The organism is Mesorhizobium sp. B2-1-3 (genome assembly GCF_006442495.1).
Classification (GTDB): domain Bacteria; phylum Pseudomonadota; class Alphaproteobacteria; order Rhizobiales; family Rhizobiaceae; genus Mesorhizobium.
Genome location: NZ_VFWL01000008.1, coordinates 142903 through 158517, shown reverse-complemented (window position 1 = coordinate 158517; position 15615 = coordinate 142903). Strand labels below are relative to the sequence as shown.

The window sequence follows — 15615 nt, the reverse complement described above, 5'->3', positions numbered from 1 at the left end:
GTGGAGAACAAGCTTGGCCACGGCAGCTTCGCCTTGCACGAGTTCAGCCGGGCCGGCTCGGCAGCCTACCTTCGCCCGACCTACCCTTCGCCCGACAAGTCCCGGCGCGCTTTTTCCAGCTCCTCGGCATAGCGCCGCATCAGATGGCCCTCGGTCAGCAGTCCGAGCACGATGTGGTCGGTGAAATCCTCGACCACGGCCAACTCCTCGGCGCCGGCCCGCTGGAAGGTCTCGGCGGCCGACTGCACGTTCATGCTCGGCACCAGGACGGCATCCTTGTATTGCGCGAGGTCGCGCACCGCCGTCTCGCCGTCGGACAGGTCGCTGTGCAGTTCGGCAACGATCAGCACGCCGACATACTGGTCACCCGCGTCGACGGCGATGACGCGCTGGGCCGAGCCCAGCGGTACCTGCTTGCGGAAGGCCGCAAGCGTCGTGTCGGCATTGATGGTCTTGATGTCCTTGCGCATCATCGAGCCGACGGTCAGGCTGCGCATCCAGCCGACGTCATGGGCGCTGCGGATCGTTTCGCCGCGCAGATGAAAGCGCCACGTCGAGAAGGAGTAGCCGAAGGTCTCGCGCACCAGGATCGCCGCCATGATCGAGGCCGCCAGGACGACGCCGGTTAGCGTCAGGTCGCGGGTCGATTCCAGCGCCAGGAACGTCATCGTCAGCGGCCCGCCGACGACGCCGACCGCCAGCGATGTCATGCCGACAACGGCAGCGACGGCGGGATCGATGCCGGTCGACGGCGAGACGAAGGCCATCACGTCGGCGAATGCCTTGCCGAGCAGGGCGCCAAGAAACAGCGAAGCGAAGAACAGTCCGCCGCGAAACCCCGAACCCAGCGAGATCGCGGAAGCCGCCAGCTTCAGCACGAAGACGCTGGCCACCACGCTCAGCCCATAGTTCATGGCGAATTCGCGATGCAGCGCGCCATGGCCGCTCGACAGCACCTGCGGCGTGACCAGCCCAAGCAGGCCGACGATGACGCCGCCGATGACGGGACGCAGCGAGGCATCGACCGACAGTTTGGCAAAGGCGCGCTCGACCAGCGTCACCAGATGCATGATGGCGATCGAGGCGGCCCCGCCAAGCAGTCCGAGCAGCAGGAAGGGCACGTACTGGCTGGCCGTGAGTGCCGGCAGGCCCGCAAGCTCCAGCGGGAACGGCACGCCGCCGAACATCTCGGCGGTGAGCGAGGCGGAGATCGCCGCGGTCATGACAGGCACCACATTGGCGACCGAATAGATGCCGATGACCAGTTCGAAACCATAGAAAGCGCCGGTCAGCGGCGCGTCGAAAGCCGCCGCGATGGCGCCGGCGGCGCCGCAGCCGACCAGGATGCGGACATCGTTGCGGCGCAGCTTGAACAGCCGCGCCAGCCGCGAAGCCAGGCCGGAACCGACCTGCGTATAGCCGGCCTCCAGCCCGACAGAGGCGCCGAAACCGCTGGAGATCATGGTCTGGCCGGCGATGATGAACGTATCGGTCAGCGACATGCGACCGCCATAGAGCGCGTTGGCCTCGATCGGGTCGACAGGCGTGCGAAATCTCCGCTTTCTCAGCCAGATCACCGTCAGCCCGAGCAGGATGCCACCGATCGCCGGGATCAGGGCCTGCATGGGGTGGGCGAGCGAGAACATGCCGGAAAGCCGGCCGCCGGGCTGTACGCCGAACAACAGCCCGTGCAGGTCCTGCACGATCTGGCTCATCGCGGTGACCAGTATGCCCGCCATGACGCCGATGATGCCGGCAAGGACGACAACCGCTATGCCTCGCGCTTCGAGCAGCGGGATCGAATTGATGAGCACCGCGCGCAGCCGGCGGGCGTAGACTTGCGGTTGATTCCTGGGCGATTGGTTTTTGGTAAGCACCGGAGCGGCTCGCCGACATCAGCAAGGCATTGAAAAGACTGCCGTGCTGATACGCCGAGCGGTACCGCATGGCAACCACAATGACGGCGCCCGCGAGCCGTTTGGAGCGGAGCCCGTCCGGCCGCCGACGGTCAGGTCGGCTTCGGGTCGCCGGCCTCGTAGAGCACGAGATTGCGCTCGCCGATGCCGAGCGCCGGCCAGCTTGCGCGCCAGTCCACAAGGTGTGGCGCGGCGAAATGTGCGTCGAGCGCCGCCCTGTCACTCCAGACTTCCGTGACCCGGATCAACCCGGCATCGAGGACATCCTGCGCATAGGAGTATGCGAGGCAACCGGGCTCGGCACGGCTGGCGACAACCATGCGTTCCATCGCTGGCCTTGCCTGTTCGAGCTTGTCGGGTGGCAGACGAACCGTGCCGATGACCAGCAGCATGAGATTTCCTTTCGATGGTTGGGCAGGCCACTCTCCCACCCTCGCGCAAGCTTGGCCAGCTACCCTCGCCGGGCTGTCGCATGCTCGGCAGCCCACGGTTTTCGAGGACTAGAATGGCGATAAGCGAAAGCATCCAGCCCGGCGCCGTGGCCAAGAACGGTCGCGACGTCTTCTTCGCGCTGGGCATCGTCATCATCCTGGCCGTGCTGTTCCTGCCGATCCCGGCCTTTCTCATCGACGTCGGCCTTGCCTTCTCGATCGCCCTTTCGGTGCTGATCCTGATGGTGGCACTGTGGATCCAGCGGCCGCTCGACTTCTCCTCGTTTCCGACCGTACTGCTCATCGCTACCATGCTGCGGCTATCGCTTAACATCGCCACCACGCGCATGATCCTGTCGCACGGCAATGAAGGCACGCATGCAGCCGGCTACGTCATCGCCGGCTTCTCCAAACTGGTCATGGCCAGCGATTTCGTCATCGGCCTGATCGTCTTCATGATCCTGATCGTGGTGAACTTCATCGTCATCACCAAGGGCGCCACCCGTATCGCCGAGGTCGGCGCCCGTTTCACCCTCGATGCCATCCCCGGCAAGCAGATGTCGATCGACGCCGACCTCTCCGCCGGCATGATCGACGACAAGACAGCGCAGTTGCGCCGCCGCGAGCTGGAAGAGGAATCCTCCTTCTTCGGCTCGATGGACGGCGCCTCGAAATTCGTCCGCGGCGACGCCATCGCCGGCCTCATCATCACCGCCATCAACATCGTCGGCGGCATCGCCATCGGCTATATCAGGCACGGCATGGGCATGGGCGAGGCCGCCGACGTGTTCATCAAGCTGTCGGTCGGCGACGGTCTGGTCACCCAGATCCCGGCGCTCATCGTCTCGCTCGCCGCCGGCCTGCTGGTTTCCAAGGGCGGTACGCGCGGTTCGACGAACCAGGCCGTGTTCGGGCAGCTCGGCGCGCATCCGCGCGCGCTCTATGTGGCGGCGGCGCTGCTGGTGCTGCTCGGGGTGATGCCAGGCCTGCCCTTCTTCCCCTTCTTCGCGCTCGCCGGCGGCATGGCCGGCCTCGGCTATGTCATTCCGATGCGCCACAACCGGGCCATGGCCGAGGCCGAGGCGCTGAAGAACCAGGAGAAGGCGACCAAGGCCGAGGAAGAGAAGAACTCGGTCAAGGCCTCGCTCGCCACCGCCGAGATCGAGCTTCTGATCGGCAAGCAGCTTTCGACCCGGCTGCTGGTCTCGCATCAGGAGCTGGTCTTCCGCATGGCCAAGATGCGCAAGAAGTTCGCCCAGCAATATGGCTTCGTCGTGCCCGAAGTGCGCGTCGCCGACGATTTCGCCATCCCGCCGAAAAGCTATCAGATCAAGGTGCACGGAACGGTGGTCGCCGAATATTCGATGCGCGTCGGGGAGATCATGGTGCTGCTCGGCAACCGCGACGTTCCCGAAATTCCGGGCGAGGAGATCCGCGAACCGGCCTTCGGCATGCGTGCCTATTCCGTCATGGAAACATTCGCCGAGGATCTGAAGCGCGAGAACTACACCTTTGCCGACAACATGTCGGTGCTGCTCACCCATCTCTCCGAGGTCATCCGCAACAACCTGCCGCAGCTTCTGTCCTACAAGGACATGAAGGCGCTGCTCGAGCGCCAGGATCAGGAATACCGCAAGCTCGCCGACGAGATCTGCACCACGCACATCTCCTATCCCGGCCTGCAGGCAGTGTTGAAGCTGCTGCTGGCCGAGCGTGTCTCGATCCGCAACCTGCACCTGATCATCGAGGCCATCGCCGAGATCGCGCCGCATGTGCGCCGCACCGAGCAGATCGTCGAGCATGTCCGCATCCGCATGGCGCAGCAGATCTGCGGCGATCTTTCGGAGGGCGGCGTGCTCAAGGTGTTGCGTCTCGGCAACCGCTGGGACCTCGCCTTCCACCAGAGCCTCAAGCGCGACGCCAAGGGCGAGGTGCGCGAGTTCGATATCGATCCGCGCCAGCTGGAAGAATTCGGCCAGGACGCCACCAAGGCGATCAAGAAATTCCTCGAAGCCGGCGAGCGTTTCGTCCTCGTCACCGCGCCCGACGCGCGCCCCTATGTGCGCATGATCATCGAGCGGCTGTTCACCACGCTGCCGGTGCTCTCGCATGTCGAAATCGCCAAGGGCGTCGAGATCAGGGTGCTCGGGACGATATCGTGAGCGTTCTCTCGCAAGCGGTCGTCATCGCGGCGTTCCTCGCCTTCTGCCGCATCGGCGCCTGCTTCATGCTGATGCCCGGCCTGTCCAGCGCCCGCATCCCGGTGCAGGTCAGGCTGTTCGTTGCGGTCGCCGCCACTGGCGGCCTGCTCGCCTTCCTGTGGGACAAGATCTTTCCCTTCGTCGACCCGCGTCCGCAGATCCTGGTGCCGATGATCGTTTCCGAACTCCTGGTCGGCGGCCTGATCGGCGCCATGACCAGGCTCTACATGGAAGCCCTGCGCTTCATGGGGTCGGCCATCGCCATGCTGATCGGCTATGGCGGCTCGGGCGGGCCAGCGATCGAGGAGCCCGAACCGCAGGCGGCGCTCGCCGCCATGATCTCGTTCTCGGCACTGCTGCTGCTGTTCGTCTTCGACTTCGACCATGAGATCATACGCGCGCTGGTGACGTCCTATACGGTCGCGCCGGTCAACGTCTTCTTCAACCCGCAGGCGGCACTGGTCGATGTCGCCGACACGGTGTCGGACACCTTCTTCCTGGTCATCCGCCTCGGCAGCCCTTTCGTCGCCTATGCCATTCTCGTCAACCTGACGATCGGCTTCGTCAACAAGCTGACGCCGCAGATCCCGATCTATTTCATCTCTCAGCCCTTCGTCATCGCCGGCGGCATGCTCATCTTCTATTTCGCCGTCGGCTCCATGCTGTCGCTGTTCGTCGACGGCTTTGTCGACCTGACGCTGGCGAGGTGACATGAGCACGCGCAAGGACCGCCTGAAGAAGCTGGTCAAGGTTCAGGAACAGTTGAAGGCGCTGCACGAGACGCGCCACGCCACCCTCCTCGCCGCCGCAAATGCCGCCGAAGCCGAGGCCAAGGAACTGGTCGAGCATTTCGATAGGGACAATTCCCTCTCCGGCCTTTTCCCCGATCTCTACCACCGCCGCATCGCCCAGGCCGTCGTGCGCCAGGAGGCGAACCTCGAAAGCGCCAGGAAGGAAGCCTGCCTCGTCGCGTCGGCAACCGCGCGCACCAACATGGTCGAGCGCGCCTACAAGGACGTGCGCAATCGCGACGAACGCGAACGCTCCGACCGCGAACGCCTCGATTTGATCGCGCAGAAGCGGAGACAGGAGTAGAGGAGGAGGTCTGGACGCAAAGCAAGCCTTCGCAGCGGAATCCTGGATGACCGCTTTGCGCCTCGTACGGGCTATGGATGCAATTTCGCGTCTACCCAGAAGCCGCCCGTACAGCCTGTCGAAGAATGTGCCGAGCCTCCGCATTGCGGAGGATCGTGAAAAGGCGACGTTTCAGCTAGCTTGTTATCTGCTCGGCGGCAGCTTCCTCGAGGCCAGCTGCCGCTTGGACGGCAAGACCGCGAGCCGCTGCCTGTGAATCGTAAAATTCCTCCAGCGCATGGACCCTGCCCCACCGCAGGGTAAACACGTGGAGACCTCGGTTGATGTACGACGTGTCGCCGTTAAGCAGGGTCGCGGTGCCATCCCACTGGGCAAACACAGTGGTATGCCACGGCCAGCCCTCCACCCAGATGTGATTGACCCTGAGACGGAGGGTGGGCAGAACACGGCCGAGGCGTTCAAACCAGCGGCGCAGGGCTTCCTTGTCGTGGCGCTCTCCACCAAGCGCGTGGGCGCCGCCAACCCGATGATGGACATGCGGCGCGAGTGCTTTCACCGCCGCATCCCAGCGATGATTGTTGACGTCATCGAAGCTCTTTCGGATCGATTTCTCGACAAAATAACTATATAGCATATCACTCTCCTCCAACTCATTCGGTAGCGCGATCGAAGGCACCTGTGGCAAGCTGTTCGGACGCAGCCGACACCATGCAGGGTCTGCGCGTCAGCGCATTGTCGCGTCGGCTCGCAGGTATGTGTCGGTCTCGGTCGAGATCGTGACCTCCTCGCCCGACCTTGAGAACGCATAAAGCGAATCCTGATGGCCCGGCATGGAAAAGGCCACGGAGTCGCCGTCAGCAAGGCCCATGACGAAGCGCAGCGGATCACCTCCGATCTTCGGCGCGAGGGTGGCGGTGACCTCCAGCAGGTCGCCGTTGACCGGGACGTAGTAGACCACCATGTCGAGCTGTCCCTCGTGCAGGCTGGCAGCTTCGATCGGGCGTCCGATGGTCGCTTCCTCGGCAAAAGCCGGTTTCGCAAGAAACATCGCGGCCAGAACGGACGCACTCAGGGTTTTGCGGATCATCTCATATCTCCTTTTTTGGATTGCGTTCGACCTCTATATAGTGTATAGATTACGAATGCAATCTAAAAGGAGATGGCGATGCGCGTAAGTCGCACTCAGGCCGCGGAAAACCGCGAAACCGTGATCAATGTGGCAAGCCGCCTTTTTCGGGAGCGAGGCTTTGACGGCATTGGCCTCAAGGATCTGATGAAGGGCGCCGGGCTGACCCAGGGCGCCTTTTACAAGCAGTTCGAGTCAAAGGACGACCTGGCGGCGCAGGCATCCAGGCGCGCGATGGAAAGCGCCACCGACAAGTGGTCGGCCGCGACAGCGGCAAACCCTGGGAAACCGCTCGACGGGGTGATCTCATTCTACCTCAGTATGGATCATCGCGCGGAAAAGATGGACGGCTGCCCGGTCGTCGCGCTCGGCTCGGATGCGGCCAGGCAAGGCGCCGAGGTAAAGGCCTCATTCGAGGCCGGCATCAAGGAGTACCTCGAGATGCTCGGCAGTTGGGTTGGCGAGGACGACAGCGAAAAGGCCGGCGACAAGGCAATGGCCGTTCTCTCGACAATGGTCGGCGCGGTCATGCTCTCGCGGGTGGTCAACGACCCGGACCTCGCGCAGGCTTTTCTGGATGCGGCGGCCGATCAGGTTCGCGAAACAGTCGCCATCTGAACCATGCGGGCAGCGGCGCCTGATCCATTGCTCGCCGCTCGGACCGAACCGTCGCGCGCGACTGCGAGGAAGTAACGGATACCGTCCCAGTCGATCATGGAGAAGTTCGCGTCGTCAGGTGAAGCCTCCGGTGCAATTTCGCACCACCGTAATGCGTATCTTCCGACTGCATGGCGCGCTTGGGCACGCCTACCTCTTGGCGTGAGGCAGCGGCGATGCGTCCGCCCCCCGAAGGAGAATTGCGATGAGCTATTCGATCATAGATTTGGGGCTGTTGGCCAGGCGCTGGCCCGTATGTTCGCCCACCAGGAAATGGCGGTGTCCGTGGCAAGAGCCCGGGCTCGGCATCCTTCGGCACTAGCATCGGAACGCCTGCGTGCGCTCGCGCGGCTTATCTAGCTGAGCGGCATCAGCTGACCTCCGGGCCATCCGTCCGGTCGTCCGGCCACCTATAATCGGAGATCAAGGGCATGAACATCGAACTCAAGGGCCGAAAGGCCATCGTCACCGGATCGACCGCCGGCATCGGTCGCGCGATCGCCGAAGGGCTGGCGCGCGCAGGCTCCGCCGTCGTCGTCAATGGACGTACTGAAGAGCGGGTCGCCGCGACGCTCCGGGAACTGCGCGCGCTGCTGCCTGGCGCCGACCTCACCGGCATTGCCGCCGATCTCGCGACAGCCGAGGGCTCGGCGGCGCTCGCGGCACAGGCGCCGGATGCCGACATCCTCGTCAACAATGTGGGCACTGCGCGTCCCAATGGCTTCTTCGAGCAGGACGACGCCGCATGGCTCGACCTCTTCCAGCTCAACGTGATGAGCGGCGTGCGCGCCGCGCGCCACTATATGCCGGGTATGGTCGAGCGCGGGTGGGGACGGGTCGTCTTCATCAGCAGCGAGTCCGCGCTCGCCATCCCCAAGGAGATGATCGACTACGGCATGACCAAGACCGCGTTGCTGGCCGTGTCGCGCGGGCTGGCCGAACTTGTCGGTGGCACCGGCGTCACGGTCAACGCTGTCCTGCCGGGGCCGACCGACTCCGAGATTCTCGGCGGCTGGATGAAGGCCACCGCGAAGGAGCAGGGCATCACGCAAACGGACGCCGAGCATAATTTCCTGAAATCGCTGCGTCCGACCACGCTCATCAACCGGTTCGCGACAACCGAGGAAGTCGCGAACATGGTCGTCTACACCTGCTCCGAGCAGGCCTCGGCGACCACCGGCGCCGCGTTGCGCGTCGACGGTGGTGTGCTCCGCTCGATCGGATGAGCCGCGCTCCCACCGCCGCGGTGGCATGAGGGTCGCCGCGGCTGAGCCGGCCTCAAATCGGCGCCGGCTCGGGTGACTCAGAGGTCAAGATCGACGAGCGGCCGTGGATCGATGCCAGGAGCCGCCGTCTGCTCTCGGCCCTTACGCGGACGTGCAGCAATGCGCCACTGTCCGGAATTAGGGTTGAGAAGAGCGCCCGTCCGCCGATTGCGGGAATTGCCCTTCGTTGTTCATGCTTACTTCCGTGACCAGCTTGCGGCGAAGCGCCGTGCTGTAGTCGTTTGGCCCTTTCGGCGTCATGACGAAGGCCTGGGAGCCGCCAATGACCGATTTGGCAAAATAGGATGCCAGCGAATTGCCGGGATCGTCGCCTTCGGTGGGAATGGCGATCGCGTTGATCGTATACCCCTTGGCAATGGCGTTCAGCCTGCTCGGCTGAACAGGAAGTCCGTCGTTGTTCTCACCGTTGGAAGAGATATCGATGACTTTCTTGGCGGCATTTCCAGGAAACTGGTCCAGCAGAAGACTGCCAATGTCGATAGCCGAGGAAACCGATGTTCCGGCTCGCCCCCGGCGGATGACGCCGGTATCCCCTTTCCTGCTGATCTCCGCCGCCGCCGCTCTTGCGTCTTCCAGTCCGCAAATGCTTGTCCACGGCAGTATGGTGCGTGCGTGTCCGGGGCTCGACCATTCAAAGTAGGCCACGCCGATGCAGCCGACGTAATTCCGGCCGATGGCGGCGATGATCTCGGGCGAAGTGAGTGCCGCGGCATGTCCCTCGCGTTGCAGATCGGCGATCTTTGGATCAATCGATGCCGAGAAGTCGACCGCGAACACGATGGCGACGTCGACATTCGCTGCATGCGCCGGGAGATTCCAGAACGCAGAAGCTGCAAGTATCCCCGCCAGTCTCAGGAGTGAATTGGCGCGCTTTGCCAGCCCCCTTCCCGATGGCTTTGTGGGCGAAAAAAGATTGGCCCCGCCTATCCACTGCACCCGCCCGCGAAAGGAGGCCGCTCCAGAAGAAGGACCGGCGTCCTGATACATATCTGTAAACATGCCATTCTCCATCTCGACAACCGATCGTTGTCAAAGCCGCCCATTTTCAACATGTGGAAATTTGACGAGGGACCTTGGACCCAACGCCGAACAGCAGCAGATCGGCCTTGGTCCACAAGAGATAACAGCCGAGTAACGTCAGCGGCATGATGAGCGCCGCGAAGGACTCGCCCGACCAGACCGCCGGCAAAGCCTGGCCGAGGGCGACGGTTGTCGCCACCACTGCCGGCAACCTGCTGGCGAGAACCGCACTGCGGAACGGATCGGGCCAGGCGGTCGGCCACACCGGAACCCGCCTACCCGGGCTGTGAAAGGTGCTGCCGAACTTGCCGAGCGCATGCAGCAGGCCGGAGGTCGCCGCAAGCAGCGGGTCGCCGAGCAGCAAGAGCGCGATGCCGAGCCCGATTGCGCCTAGTCCCGAGAGGAAGTCGCCCAGACGATTGAGGGTGGGATCGGGAACATCCGGCTTTGCCCAAGCCCGGTGGTAGGCTTCGCCGCCGCAGAAAAAGACGAGGGTAGCCAAGGTGAGCGCAACAGTGCCATGGCTGCCCGCGAAATAGTCCATCACCGCCGCGATGATGGCGCTTTCCTCATGCTGGCCGACTGGCGCGGCCGCAATTTGGGTTGCAAGACCTACGACGAGGCCAAGCGCGTTGCCACTGTTGTAATAGCCGCCGGGTCCCTTCATGCGGGCACCAAGGGCCGATCTCAAATGTGTGAGCGGAAGAAGGACTGTCCACCCGTTCATCACAGCGCCCCCGCGGCCTGTCCGGCCGCGATCGACACGGCGACGGTCGCATCAGCGGCAGTGGTCATCGCATTCCTCCACCGGACCTGAACTGTTGACGCGGCGTTCGCCTGCCCCGCTTGCCGGCGCTGTCGCGAAGGCAGGGGCAATGTCGAAGCGTTGGTTCGAAGCGGTCCGCAAGGACTCACGTGCCTGCGGCGCTCGGTTCGATCGTGCCACGGAAAGGATCGCACCGAGAATGATCGCTGCTCCCAAGGCGCCCGGCCACGAACTCCGCTCGCCCAGAAAGATCGCCGCGCCCAGCGCCCCGAAGACGCTTTCGGCACTGACGATCACGGCGGCGTGGCTGGCCGGCGTGAAGCGGAGGGCAACCGTCTGTATGCCGAAGGCTACCGCGGTGGAGAAGACGCCGAGTATCGCCAATTCCGGACCGGCTGCGAATGCGGCGGCCAGCGACAGGTTGCCTTGCATTGCCCCGAGCGGCAGGGCGAAGACTGCGGCGCCGAGAAATTGTGCCGCGGCGGCGGTGAACGGCCGCGCATGGGCCTGCATGTGCCGGCCGAGCTCGACCGCCCAGAGCGCATAGCAGGCAGCCGACAGGATGGCGGTGAGATCGCCGCTGCCGAGGCCGCCGATCCCATCCGACAAAAGTAGGGCTCCGACCAGGGTCAGCCCGGCAGCGATCGTGAGGCCCGCTGTCGGACGCTCGCCGACGAGCAACCAGGCGGCCAATGGTGTCATTACGGTTGCCGTGCTCACCAGAAAGCTTGCATTGGTGACCGAGGCTCCGACATAGCAAAGCTGCTGAAGCGTGATGGAGATGGCGAACAGCGCGCCCACCCTGGCCAGGCTCGGAAAATAGCCCGCCCCGATCGCCACTCGCCTTTCGGTCAAGACAAAGGGCAGCACCAGCAGCCCGCCGATCAGGCAACGCAGACTTACCGCGCTCATGGCGTCGAGATGGACCAGCACCGTCTTTTGCGAGACGTTGCCGAAGCCCCACAATGCGGCTGCAAGGAGCAGCAGCAAATTGGCTCTTGTTCTGGACACGCGCCCCCCTTGAACCAAGCATTGCGTTGACTTGGCCGCCTAATTTAGCGAAGTCTAAATGACCTGCCGTCACGGGAGCGCTTGAAGCGCGGTGACGGACGATTGCGGAACGTTAGATTTGCGTTAGAATTTCGTCAGGCTGAGGCAGCAGATGCAAAGTGACGACGGCGGCGCTGCAAATAGAATCTCACTCTTCGGCGGCTTCCGTATTGAAACAACTGGCCCGCTTCGACTGGTCGGGAAACGCGGCCCGGCAATCGTTGCTTATCTGGCCCGATGTCCGGGCATGGCAGCAACGCGGGAGAAACTGGCTGACCTGCTATGGGGCGACAGCGATGGCGAACATTCGCGCAACAGTCTTCGCCAAACCCTCAGCGTCCTGCGCCGCGATCTCTCGGGTGTCGATCTTATCCATTCCACCGGAGAGTTGATCCACCTCAGGCCAGAGGCGTTCCGGGTCGATGTGGAGGAGTTCGAGACGGGTTTATCGGCCCGCTCCGCGCAGGAACTCGAAAAGGCTCTGGCGAACTACACCGGCCCGTTCCTCGACGGTCTCCATGTGGGAAGCAATGGCTTCGACGACTGGGTCGCGTCGGAACGCGACAGGTTGCTCGGTCGTGCGCTTGAATCGTTCGAGAAACTGGCTCGCCTCGTCGACGCTGAAGCGGGCCTCGTCCTGGCCGATCGCGTCCTCGCTATGGATCCGGCGCGGGAAGAATCCTATCGGCTCAAGATGGAATTGCTCCTTGCTTGTGGTCAACGCGACAAGGCGCTCAGGACATACGAGGCTTGCAGAAGCATGCTGAAGAAGGAGTTCGGCGTCGAAGCCGGCCCTGAGACGCGGGCACTATGGCAGTCCCTGCTGCTTGCTTCCGACACGGCGTCACACGCACCGTCGGCAAGTGGTGTTGCGGCCAGCCATCGCCTCGGACACCCCTCCATTGGCGTTGCCGACTTCACCAATCTGACCGGAAAACAAGGCGACAATTTTTTCTCCAAGGGACTGGTCCAGGACATCACGACAGCCCTTTCCGAGGTGGCCGACTATGTCGTGCTCTCCGCGGTTCCCCCGACAGATAAGGTCGGCCTGCGCCAAGAAGGTAACGCGCCGGGAGCGCTGCGGGCACAATATGTGCTCAGCGGCAGCATCCAGAGATCCGGCAATGGGTTGAGGGTGAATATCCAGCTTGTCGATGCCGTCGGCGGTCATCATGTCTGGGCCCAGAAGTTCGACGGCCAGTCCGAGAATGCGCTCGAATTCCAGGACAGGATCGCCCAGTCCGTCGTTCTGGCGGTGATCCTCGAACTTCAACTGACCAACTGGAAGGTCCGCGACAAGAGTCCGCCTGGTCCCCCTGAAGTGCGCAGGTTGGTGAACGAGGCGCTCATGAAATATTTTGAGATGACCCACGACTCGCTGCTGGTCGGGATGGAACTTGCGACGAAGGCGCTCTCGACAGGGCCCGACAACGCCCGTGCGAAGCGGACGCTCTCGATCATGATTTCCATGGGCATCGCGTTTGGCGCGCTGCCCCGCGAGCAGGGCAATATCGAGTATACGCTGGCGCTTGCCGAGGCCGCGGTGCGGGCGGTGCCGGACGATGAAATTGCCCGGTGCATCTTGTCATTTGCTCTCGAAAGTTGCGGTCGTATCGACGAGGCGATCGTCGAATGCCGGCACGCGATCAGCCTCAACCCAAATTATCCGAGCGGCCACGGCGATATTGCGATGCTCTTCGCGCTGCGCGGGCAGGTCAGCGAAGCCGTGCGCGAGGCGAACGAGGCGATCCGGCTGGGAACCCATGACGTCATCGACTACTGGCGTCACCACGGGCTCGTTATGGCGCTGTTTGCCGGCGGAGACGATCAGCGGGCGCTCGAGGTCGCGCGCAAGGTGGTCAGGACAAAGCCGGGCTTCGTTCGTGGCGCGCTTTATTGGGCCGCAGCCGCGGCCGCAACCGGCAATCGCGATGAAGCGTCGCGGGCCATCCATCATTGCCTGTCACAACTTCCGCATCTCAATCTGAGCAATGTCTGCCCTGGCTTTGTGCCGCGCTATGTGAAGGATCATCACCATTCCCGGTTCCTTGAAATGCTGTCGAGGGCCGGTCTTCCCCCGTCCTGAAGCCCCTCGCGTTCGAACGGATTCGGGCGAGACGCTTTCTGCAGGTCGTTCTCCCAAAACCGGAAGCCACTTTTTACGCGACATGCGTTGTTGAAAATCTGGCTACGCGGCTGGATACAGAGAACCCTGGCCTTCCTTCCTCCGCCCGCAAGCCTGCCACAAGCTTGTTGAGGCATGGTCTGGCCAAGGAAAACCGATAAAAGGCGGACTTTCTTGGCGATCTCTCCACCCAGCGACATCGTGATGGATGTTGTCCGAGCAGCCGAGCCGGCGGATCTCGCGGCCGCGCGCGCCGCACTGACCAGGCATGCGGGCGGCGTTGCCGGCAGCTTTTCGGTCGAGGCCGCTTCGGCCGGGACGATGCTGTCGCGCGCCACCGCCGACCAGGCCATGGCGGCCGATCCATCCAAGAAGTTCAAGAAATTCGAAGCCATGGTGCTCCAGACCTTCATCCAGAACATGATGCCCAAGGACACCGAGGGCGTGTACGGCAAGGGCCTGGCCGGCGACATATGGAAATCGCAGCTCGCCGAGCGCGTCGCCGACGTCATGGCCGAGCGTGGTGGCATCGGCATCGCCAAGTCGCTGCTCGCCGACCATTATCTCGAAGGCAAGCGCAAGGTGCCGATCGGCCCGGTCTCCGGCGGGCCTGAAAAGACCGAGATCGACCGGCAGAGCCGTCTGTCCACCTCGCTCGTCCAGGAGCTGCAGCGCAAGGCCGCCAGGTCCATGACCGGCGATGAAACGACCACAAAGACAGACATCAAGATCTAGACTGGGAAACGCCATGGCCGACTTTTCGGAATTCACCGCCAACCTGCCGGCGCGCACGGCCACATCGGAAGCCCCGGTCGCACTCGCGCGGCCCGGAAACCTTGCCGCCATCATCGGCCGCATCGAGGAAGTCGTCGAGCAAGAGACGGCCGGGCTGCGCAGCGACACCGGCTACGACCTCAAGGCATCGAACGCGCGCAAGAGCCGCTATCTCTATGAACTGACCCGTGCCATGCGCGGCGGCAGCGAAGCCGAGTTCCTCGAACAGCACCGCGAAGGCCTTGTCCGGCTTCGCCAGAAGCTTGCGAAGAACGAGGCGGCGATCCTGGCGCATCTGAGCGCCGTCAACGAGGTCGCAGGCCTGTTGCGCACCGCCATCCAGCGCGCCGAAACCGATGGCACTTATTCCGCCGGCGAATTCGGCCGGGCGCGCGGTTAGCGCGCGGTGGTCGCCGGCTCGGGTGCCTGAATGGTCAAGGTCATCGCCATCGCGGTCTGGATCTGCGTCGCCACCCTCGGCGCGGTGTTCTATTCGTTCCAGGCCGCCGGCGAACGCGGCGTCGGCGAAAAGCCGAAGCCGATGCTGGGCGGGCTGGACTACGTCAAGACCGAGGTCATCTCGGTGCCGCTGATCCGCAACGCCAGGATCGACGGCTATTTCCTGACCAAGTTGGTCTACACGGTCGAACCCGAGCAGATCAAGAAACTGTCGATCCCGGCCGAGGCGCTGATCACCGATCAGGTCTATTCCTACCTCTATTCCAATCCGCAGATCGACTTCACCAAGAAGGAGACGATCGATCTCGACGCCTTCCGCGCCGCGATCCGCGATACCGTCAACACACGCGTCGGCGCCACACTGGTGCATGAGGTTCTGGTCGATCAGGTCAATTTCCTGAGCAAGGATGAGATACGCGACAATTGGCTGCGCCGCCGGCAGGAAGCCGGCGCCACGGCGTCCGAGATGACCAAGGCCTTCAAGTCGCATTGAGCCCCCGGCATGCCACTGGCCAGGCACGGTGATCCGGTCCCTCGCCCGGTGCGGCGATAGGAACCAGGCCCTGCAATTCGCGTTGACGTAAACGTCAATCCAAAGCTATATGCGGCAGCGACCGTGACCGCGAAGATGCATGGGTCTCGGGCGGATCATGCCGTGGCGCGACAGATGCAACCAGATAAGCAGATGCAACCGAACAGGCAGATGCAA

16 protein-coding genes are annotated in these 15615 nt (G+C 63.4%); 9 read left to right on the top strand and 7 right to left on the bottom strand.

Annotated features, from left to right (window positions below):
- Nucleotides 1-80: 80 nt before the first annotated feature.
- Together FJ973_RS15660 and FJ973_RS15655 are read right to left on the bottom strand one after the other, a co-directional pair.
- The gene (locus FJ973_RS15660) at nt 81-1877 is read right to left on the bottom strand and encodes a chloride channel protein (RefSeq protein ID WP_140556599.1); all 1797 of its coding nucleotides are present in this window, start codon (nt 1875-1877) and stop codon (nt 81-83) included.
- A 131-nt stretch (nt 1878-2008) separates the two neighbouring features.
- A complete protein-coding gene (locus FJ973_RS15655) occupies nt 2009-2308 on the bottom strand; it encodes a putative quinol monooxygenase (protein WP_140556597.1) in 300 nt (99 codons plus the stop codon).
- Nucleotides 2309-2421: 113 nt separating this feature from the next.
- Between FJ973_RS15655 and flhA the strand changes: the two genes are divergently transcribed.
- From flhA to FJ973_RS15640, 3 genes are read left to right on the top strand one after another with little or no spacing between them, the layout of a single operon-like run.
- Entirely contained in the window at nt 2422-4509 is a 2088-nt protein-coding gene (gene flhA, locus FJ973_RS15650) for a flagellar biosynthesis protein FlhA (protein WP_140556596.1), read from the top strand.
- On the top strand, nt 4506-5258 hold the full coding sequence (fliR, locus tag FJ973_RS15645) for a flagellar biosynthetic protein FliR (protein WP_140496241.1): 753 nt from the start codon (nt 4506-4508) through the stop codon (nt 5256-5258). The genes flhA and fliR overlap by 4 nt, the downstream gene beginning before the upstream one ends.
- A gap of 1 nt (nt 5259) precedes the next feature.
- Complete coding sequence (locus tag FJ973_RS15640) at nt 5260-5643, top strand: hypothetical protein (RefSeq protein WP_140556594.1); 384 nt, start codon at nt 5260-5262, stop codon at nt 5641-5643.
- A gap of 175 nt (nt 5644-5818) precedes the next feature.
- Here the strand turns inward: FJ973_RS15640 and FJ973_RS15635 are convergent, their stop codons facing one another.
- Together FJ973_RS15635 and FJ973_RS15630 are read right to left on the bottom strand one after the other, a co-directional pair.
- Nucleotides 5819-6277 (bottom strand): nuclear transport factor 2 family protein, encoded by a 459-nt coding sequence (locus tag FJ973_RS15635; protein WP_140496243.1) that lies wholly within the window; start codon nt 6275-6277, stop codon nt 5819-5821.
- A 90-nt stretch (nt 6278-6367) separates the two neighbouring features.
- Nucleotides 6368-6730, bottom strand: coding sequence for a hypothetical protein (locus FJ973_RS15630; RefSeq protein WP_140556592.1), 363 nt, complete (start codon nt 6728-6730; stop codon nt 6368-6370).
- A gap of 78 nt (nt 6731-6808) precedes the next feature.
- Between FJ973_RS15630 and FJ973_RS15625 the strand changes: the two genes are divergently transcribed.
- Nucleotides 6809-7387, top strand: a complete 579-nt coding sequence (locus FJ973_RS15625; RefSeq protein ID WP_140496245.1) for a TetR/AcrR family transcriptional regulator — start codon at nt 6809-6811, stop codon at nt 7385-7387.
- A gap of 470 nt (nt 7388-7857) precedes the next feature.
- Nucleotides 7858-8652 carry an SDR family oxidoreductase gene (locus FJ973_RS15620; protein WP_140513655.1) on the top strand — a complete coding sequence of 265 codons (795 nt, stop codon included), beginning with the start codon at nt 7858-7860 and terminating at the stop codon, nt 8650-8652.
- A 177-nt stretch (nt 8653-8829) separates the two neighbouring features.
- On the opposite strand, the gene FJ973_RS15615 is transcribed toward FJ973_RS15620, so the two are convergent.
- The 3 genes from FJ973_RS15615 to FJ973_RS15605 all read right to left on the bottom strand — a co-directional run bounded on the left by FJ973_RS15615 (nt 8830) and on the right by FJ973_RS15605 (nt 11509).
- Nucleotides 8830-9723 (bottom strand): DUF1194 domain-containing protein, encoded by an 894-nt coding sequence (locus tag FJ973_RS15615; protein WP_348642401.1) that lies wholly within the window; start codon nt 9721-9723, stop codon nt 8830-8832.
- Between the two features lie 34 nt (nt 9724-9757).
- Complete coding sequence (locus FJ973_RS15610) at nt 9758-10399, bottom strand: hypothetical protein (protein ID WP_224681290.1); 642 nt, start codon at nt 10397-10399, stop codon at nt 9758-9760.
- 111 nt (nt 10400-10510) lie between these two features.
- On the bottom strand, nt 10511-11509 hold the full coding sequence (locus FJ973_RS15605; protein WP_140556588.1) for a DMT family transporter: 999 nt from the start codon (nt 11507-11509) through the stop codon (nt 10511-10513).
- 151 nt (nt 11510-11660) lie between these two features.
- Here FJ973_RS15605 and FJ973_RS15600 point away from each other — a divergent pair, with 151 nt between their 5' ends.
- The 4 genes from FJ973_RS15600 (at nt 11661) to FJ973_RS15585 (ending at nt 15399) form a co-directional block, all read left to right on the top strand.
- Nucleotides 11661-13634 carry a BTAD domain-containing putative transcriptional regulator gene (locus FJ973_RS15600; RefSeq protein ID WP_140513658.1) on the top strand — a complete coding sequence of 658 codons (1974 nt, stop codon included), beginning with the start codon at nt 11661-11663 and terminating at the stop codon, nt 13632-13634.
- A gap of 174 nt (nt 13635-13808) precedes the next feature.
- Entirely contained in the window at nt 13809-14408 is a 600-nt protein-coding gene (locus tag FJ973_RS15595; RefSeq protein WP_181170914.1) for a rod-binding protein, read from the top strand.
- Nucleotides 14409-14421: 13 nt separating this feature from the next.
- The gene (locus FJ973_RS15590) at nt 14422-14847 is read left to right on the top strand and encodes a hypothetical protein (protein ID WP_140496250.1); all 426 of its coding nucleotides are present in this window, start codon (nt 14422-14424) and stop codon (nt 14845-14847) included.
- Between the two features lie 30 nt (nt 14848-14877).
- Nucleotides 14878-15399, top strand: a complete 522-nt coding sequence (locus FJ973_RS15585) for a hypothetical protein (RefSeq protein WP_140496251.1) — start codon at nt 14878-14880, stop codon at nt 15397-15399.
- The last annotated feature ends 216 nt before the right edge of the window (nt 15400-15615 follow it).

Bases quoted from the DNA above. Each gene is read 5' to 3' on its own strand.
- FJ973_RS15655 (WP_140556597.1), bottom strand. From the start codon at position 2,308: ATGCTGCTGGTCATCGGCACGGTTCGTCTGCCACCCGACAAGCTCGAA.
- flhA (WP_140556596.1), top strand. From the start codon at position 2,422: ATGGCGATAAGCGAAAGCATCCAGCCCGGCGCCGTGGCCAAGAACGGT.
- FJ973_RS15640 (WP_140556594.1), top strand. From the start codon at position 5,260: ATGAGCACGCGCAAGGACCGCCTGAAGAAGCTGGTCAAGGTTCAGGAA.
- FJ973_RS15635 (WP_140496243.1), bottom strand. From the start codon at position 6,277: ATGCTATATAGTTATTTTGTCGAGAAATCGATCCGAAAGAGCTTCGAT.
- FJ973_RS15630 (WP_140556592.1), bottom strand. From the start codon at position 6,730: ATGATCCGCAAAACCCTGAGTGCGTCCGTTCTGGCCGCGATGTTTCTT.
- FJ973_RS15625 (WP_140496245.1), top strand. From the start codon at position 6,809: ATGCGCGTAAGTCGCACTCAGGCCGCGGAAAACCGCGAAACCGTGATC.
- FJ973_RS15620 (WP_140513655.1), top strand. From the start codon at position 7,858: ATGAACATCGAACTCAAGGGCCGAAAGGCCATCGTCACCGGATCGACC.
- FJ973_RS15615 (WP_348642401.1), bottom strand. From the start codon at position 9,723: ATGGAGAATGGCATGTTTACAGATATGTATCAGGACGCCGGTCCTTCT.
- FJ973_RS15610 (WP_224681290.1), bottom strand. From the start codon at position 10,399: ATGAAGGGACCCGGCGGCTATTACAACAGTGGCAACGCGCTTGGCCTC.
- FJ973_RS15600 (WP_140513658.1), top strand. From the start codon at position 11,661: ATGCAAAGTGACGACGGCGGCGCTGCAAATAGAATCTCACTCTTCGGC.
- FJ973_RS15595 (WP_181170914.1), top strand. From the start codon at position 13,809: ATGGTCTGGCCAAGGAAAACCGATAAAAGGCGGACTTTCTTGGCGATC.
- FJ973_RS15590 (WP_140496250.1), top strand. From the start codon at position 14,422: ATGGCCGACTTTTCGGAATTCACCGCCAACCTGCCGGCGCGCACGGCC.
- FJ973_RS15585 (WP_140496251.1), top strand. From the start codon at position 14,878: ATGGTCAAGGTCATCGCCATCGCGGTCTGGATCTGCGTCGCCACCCTC.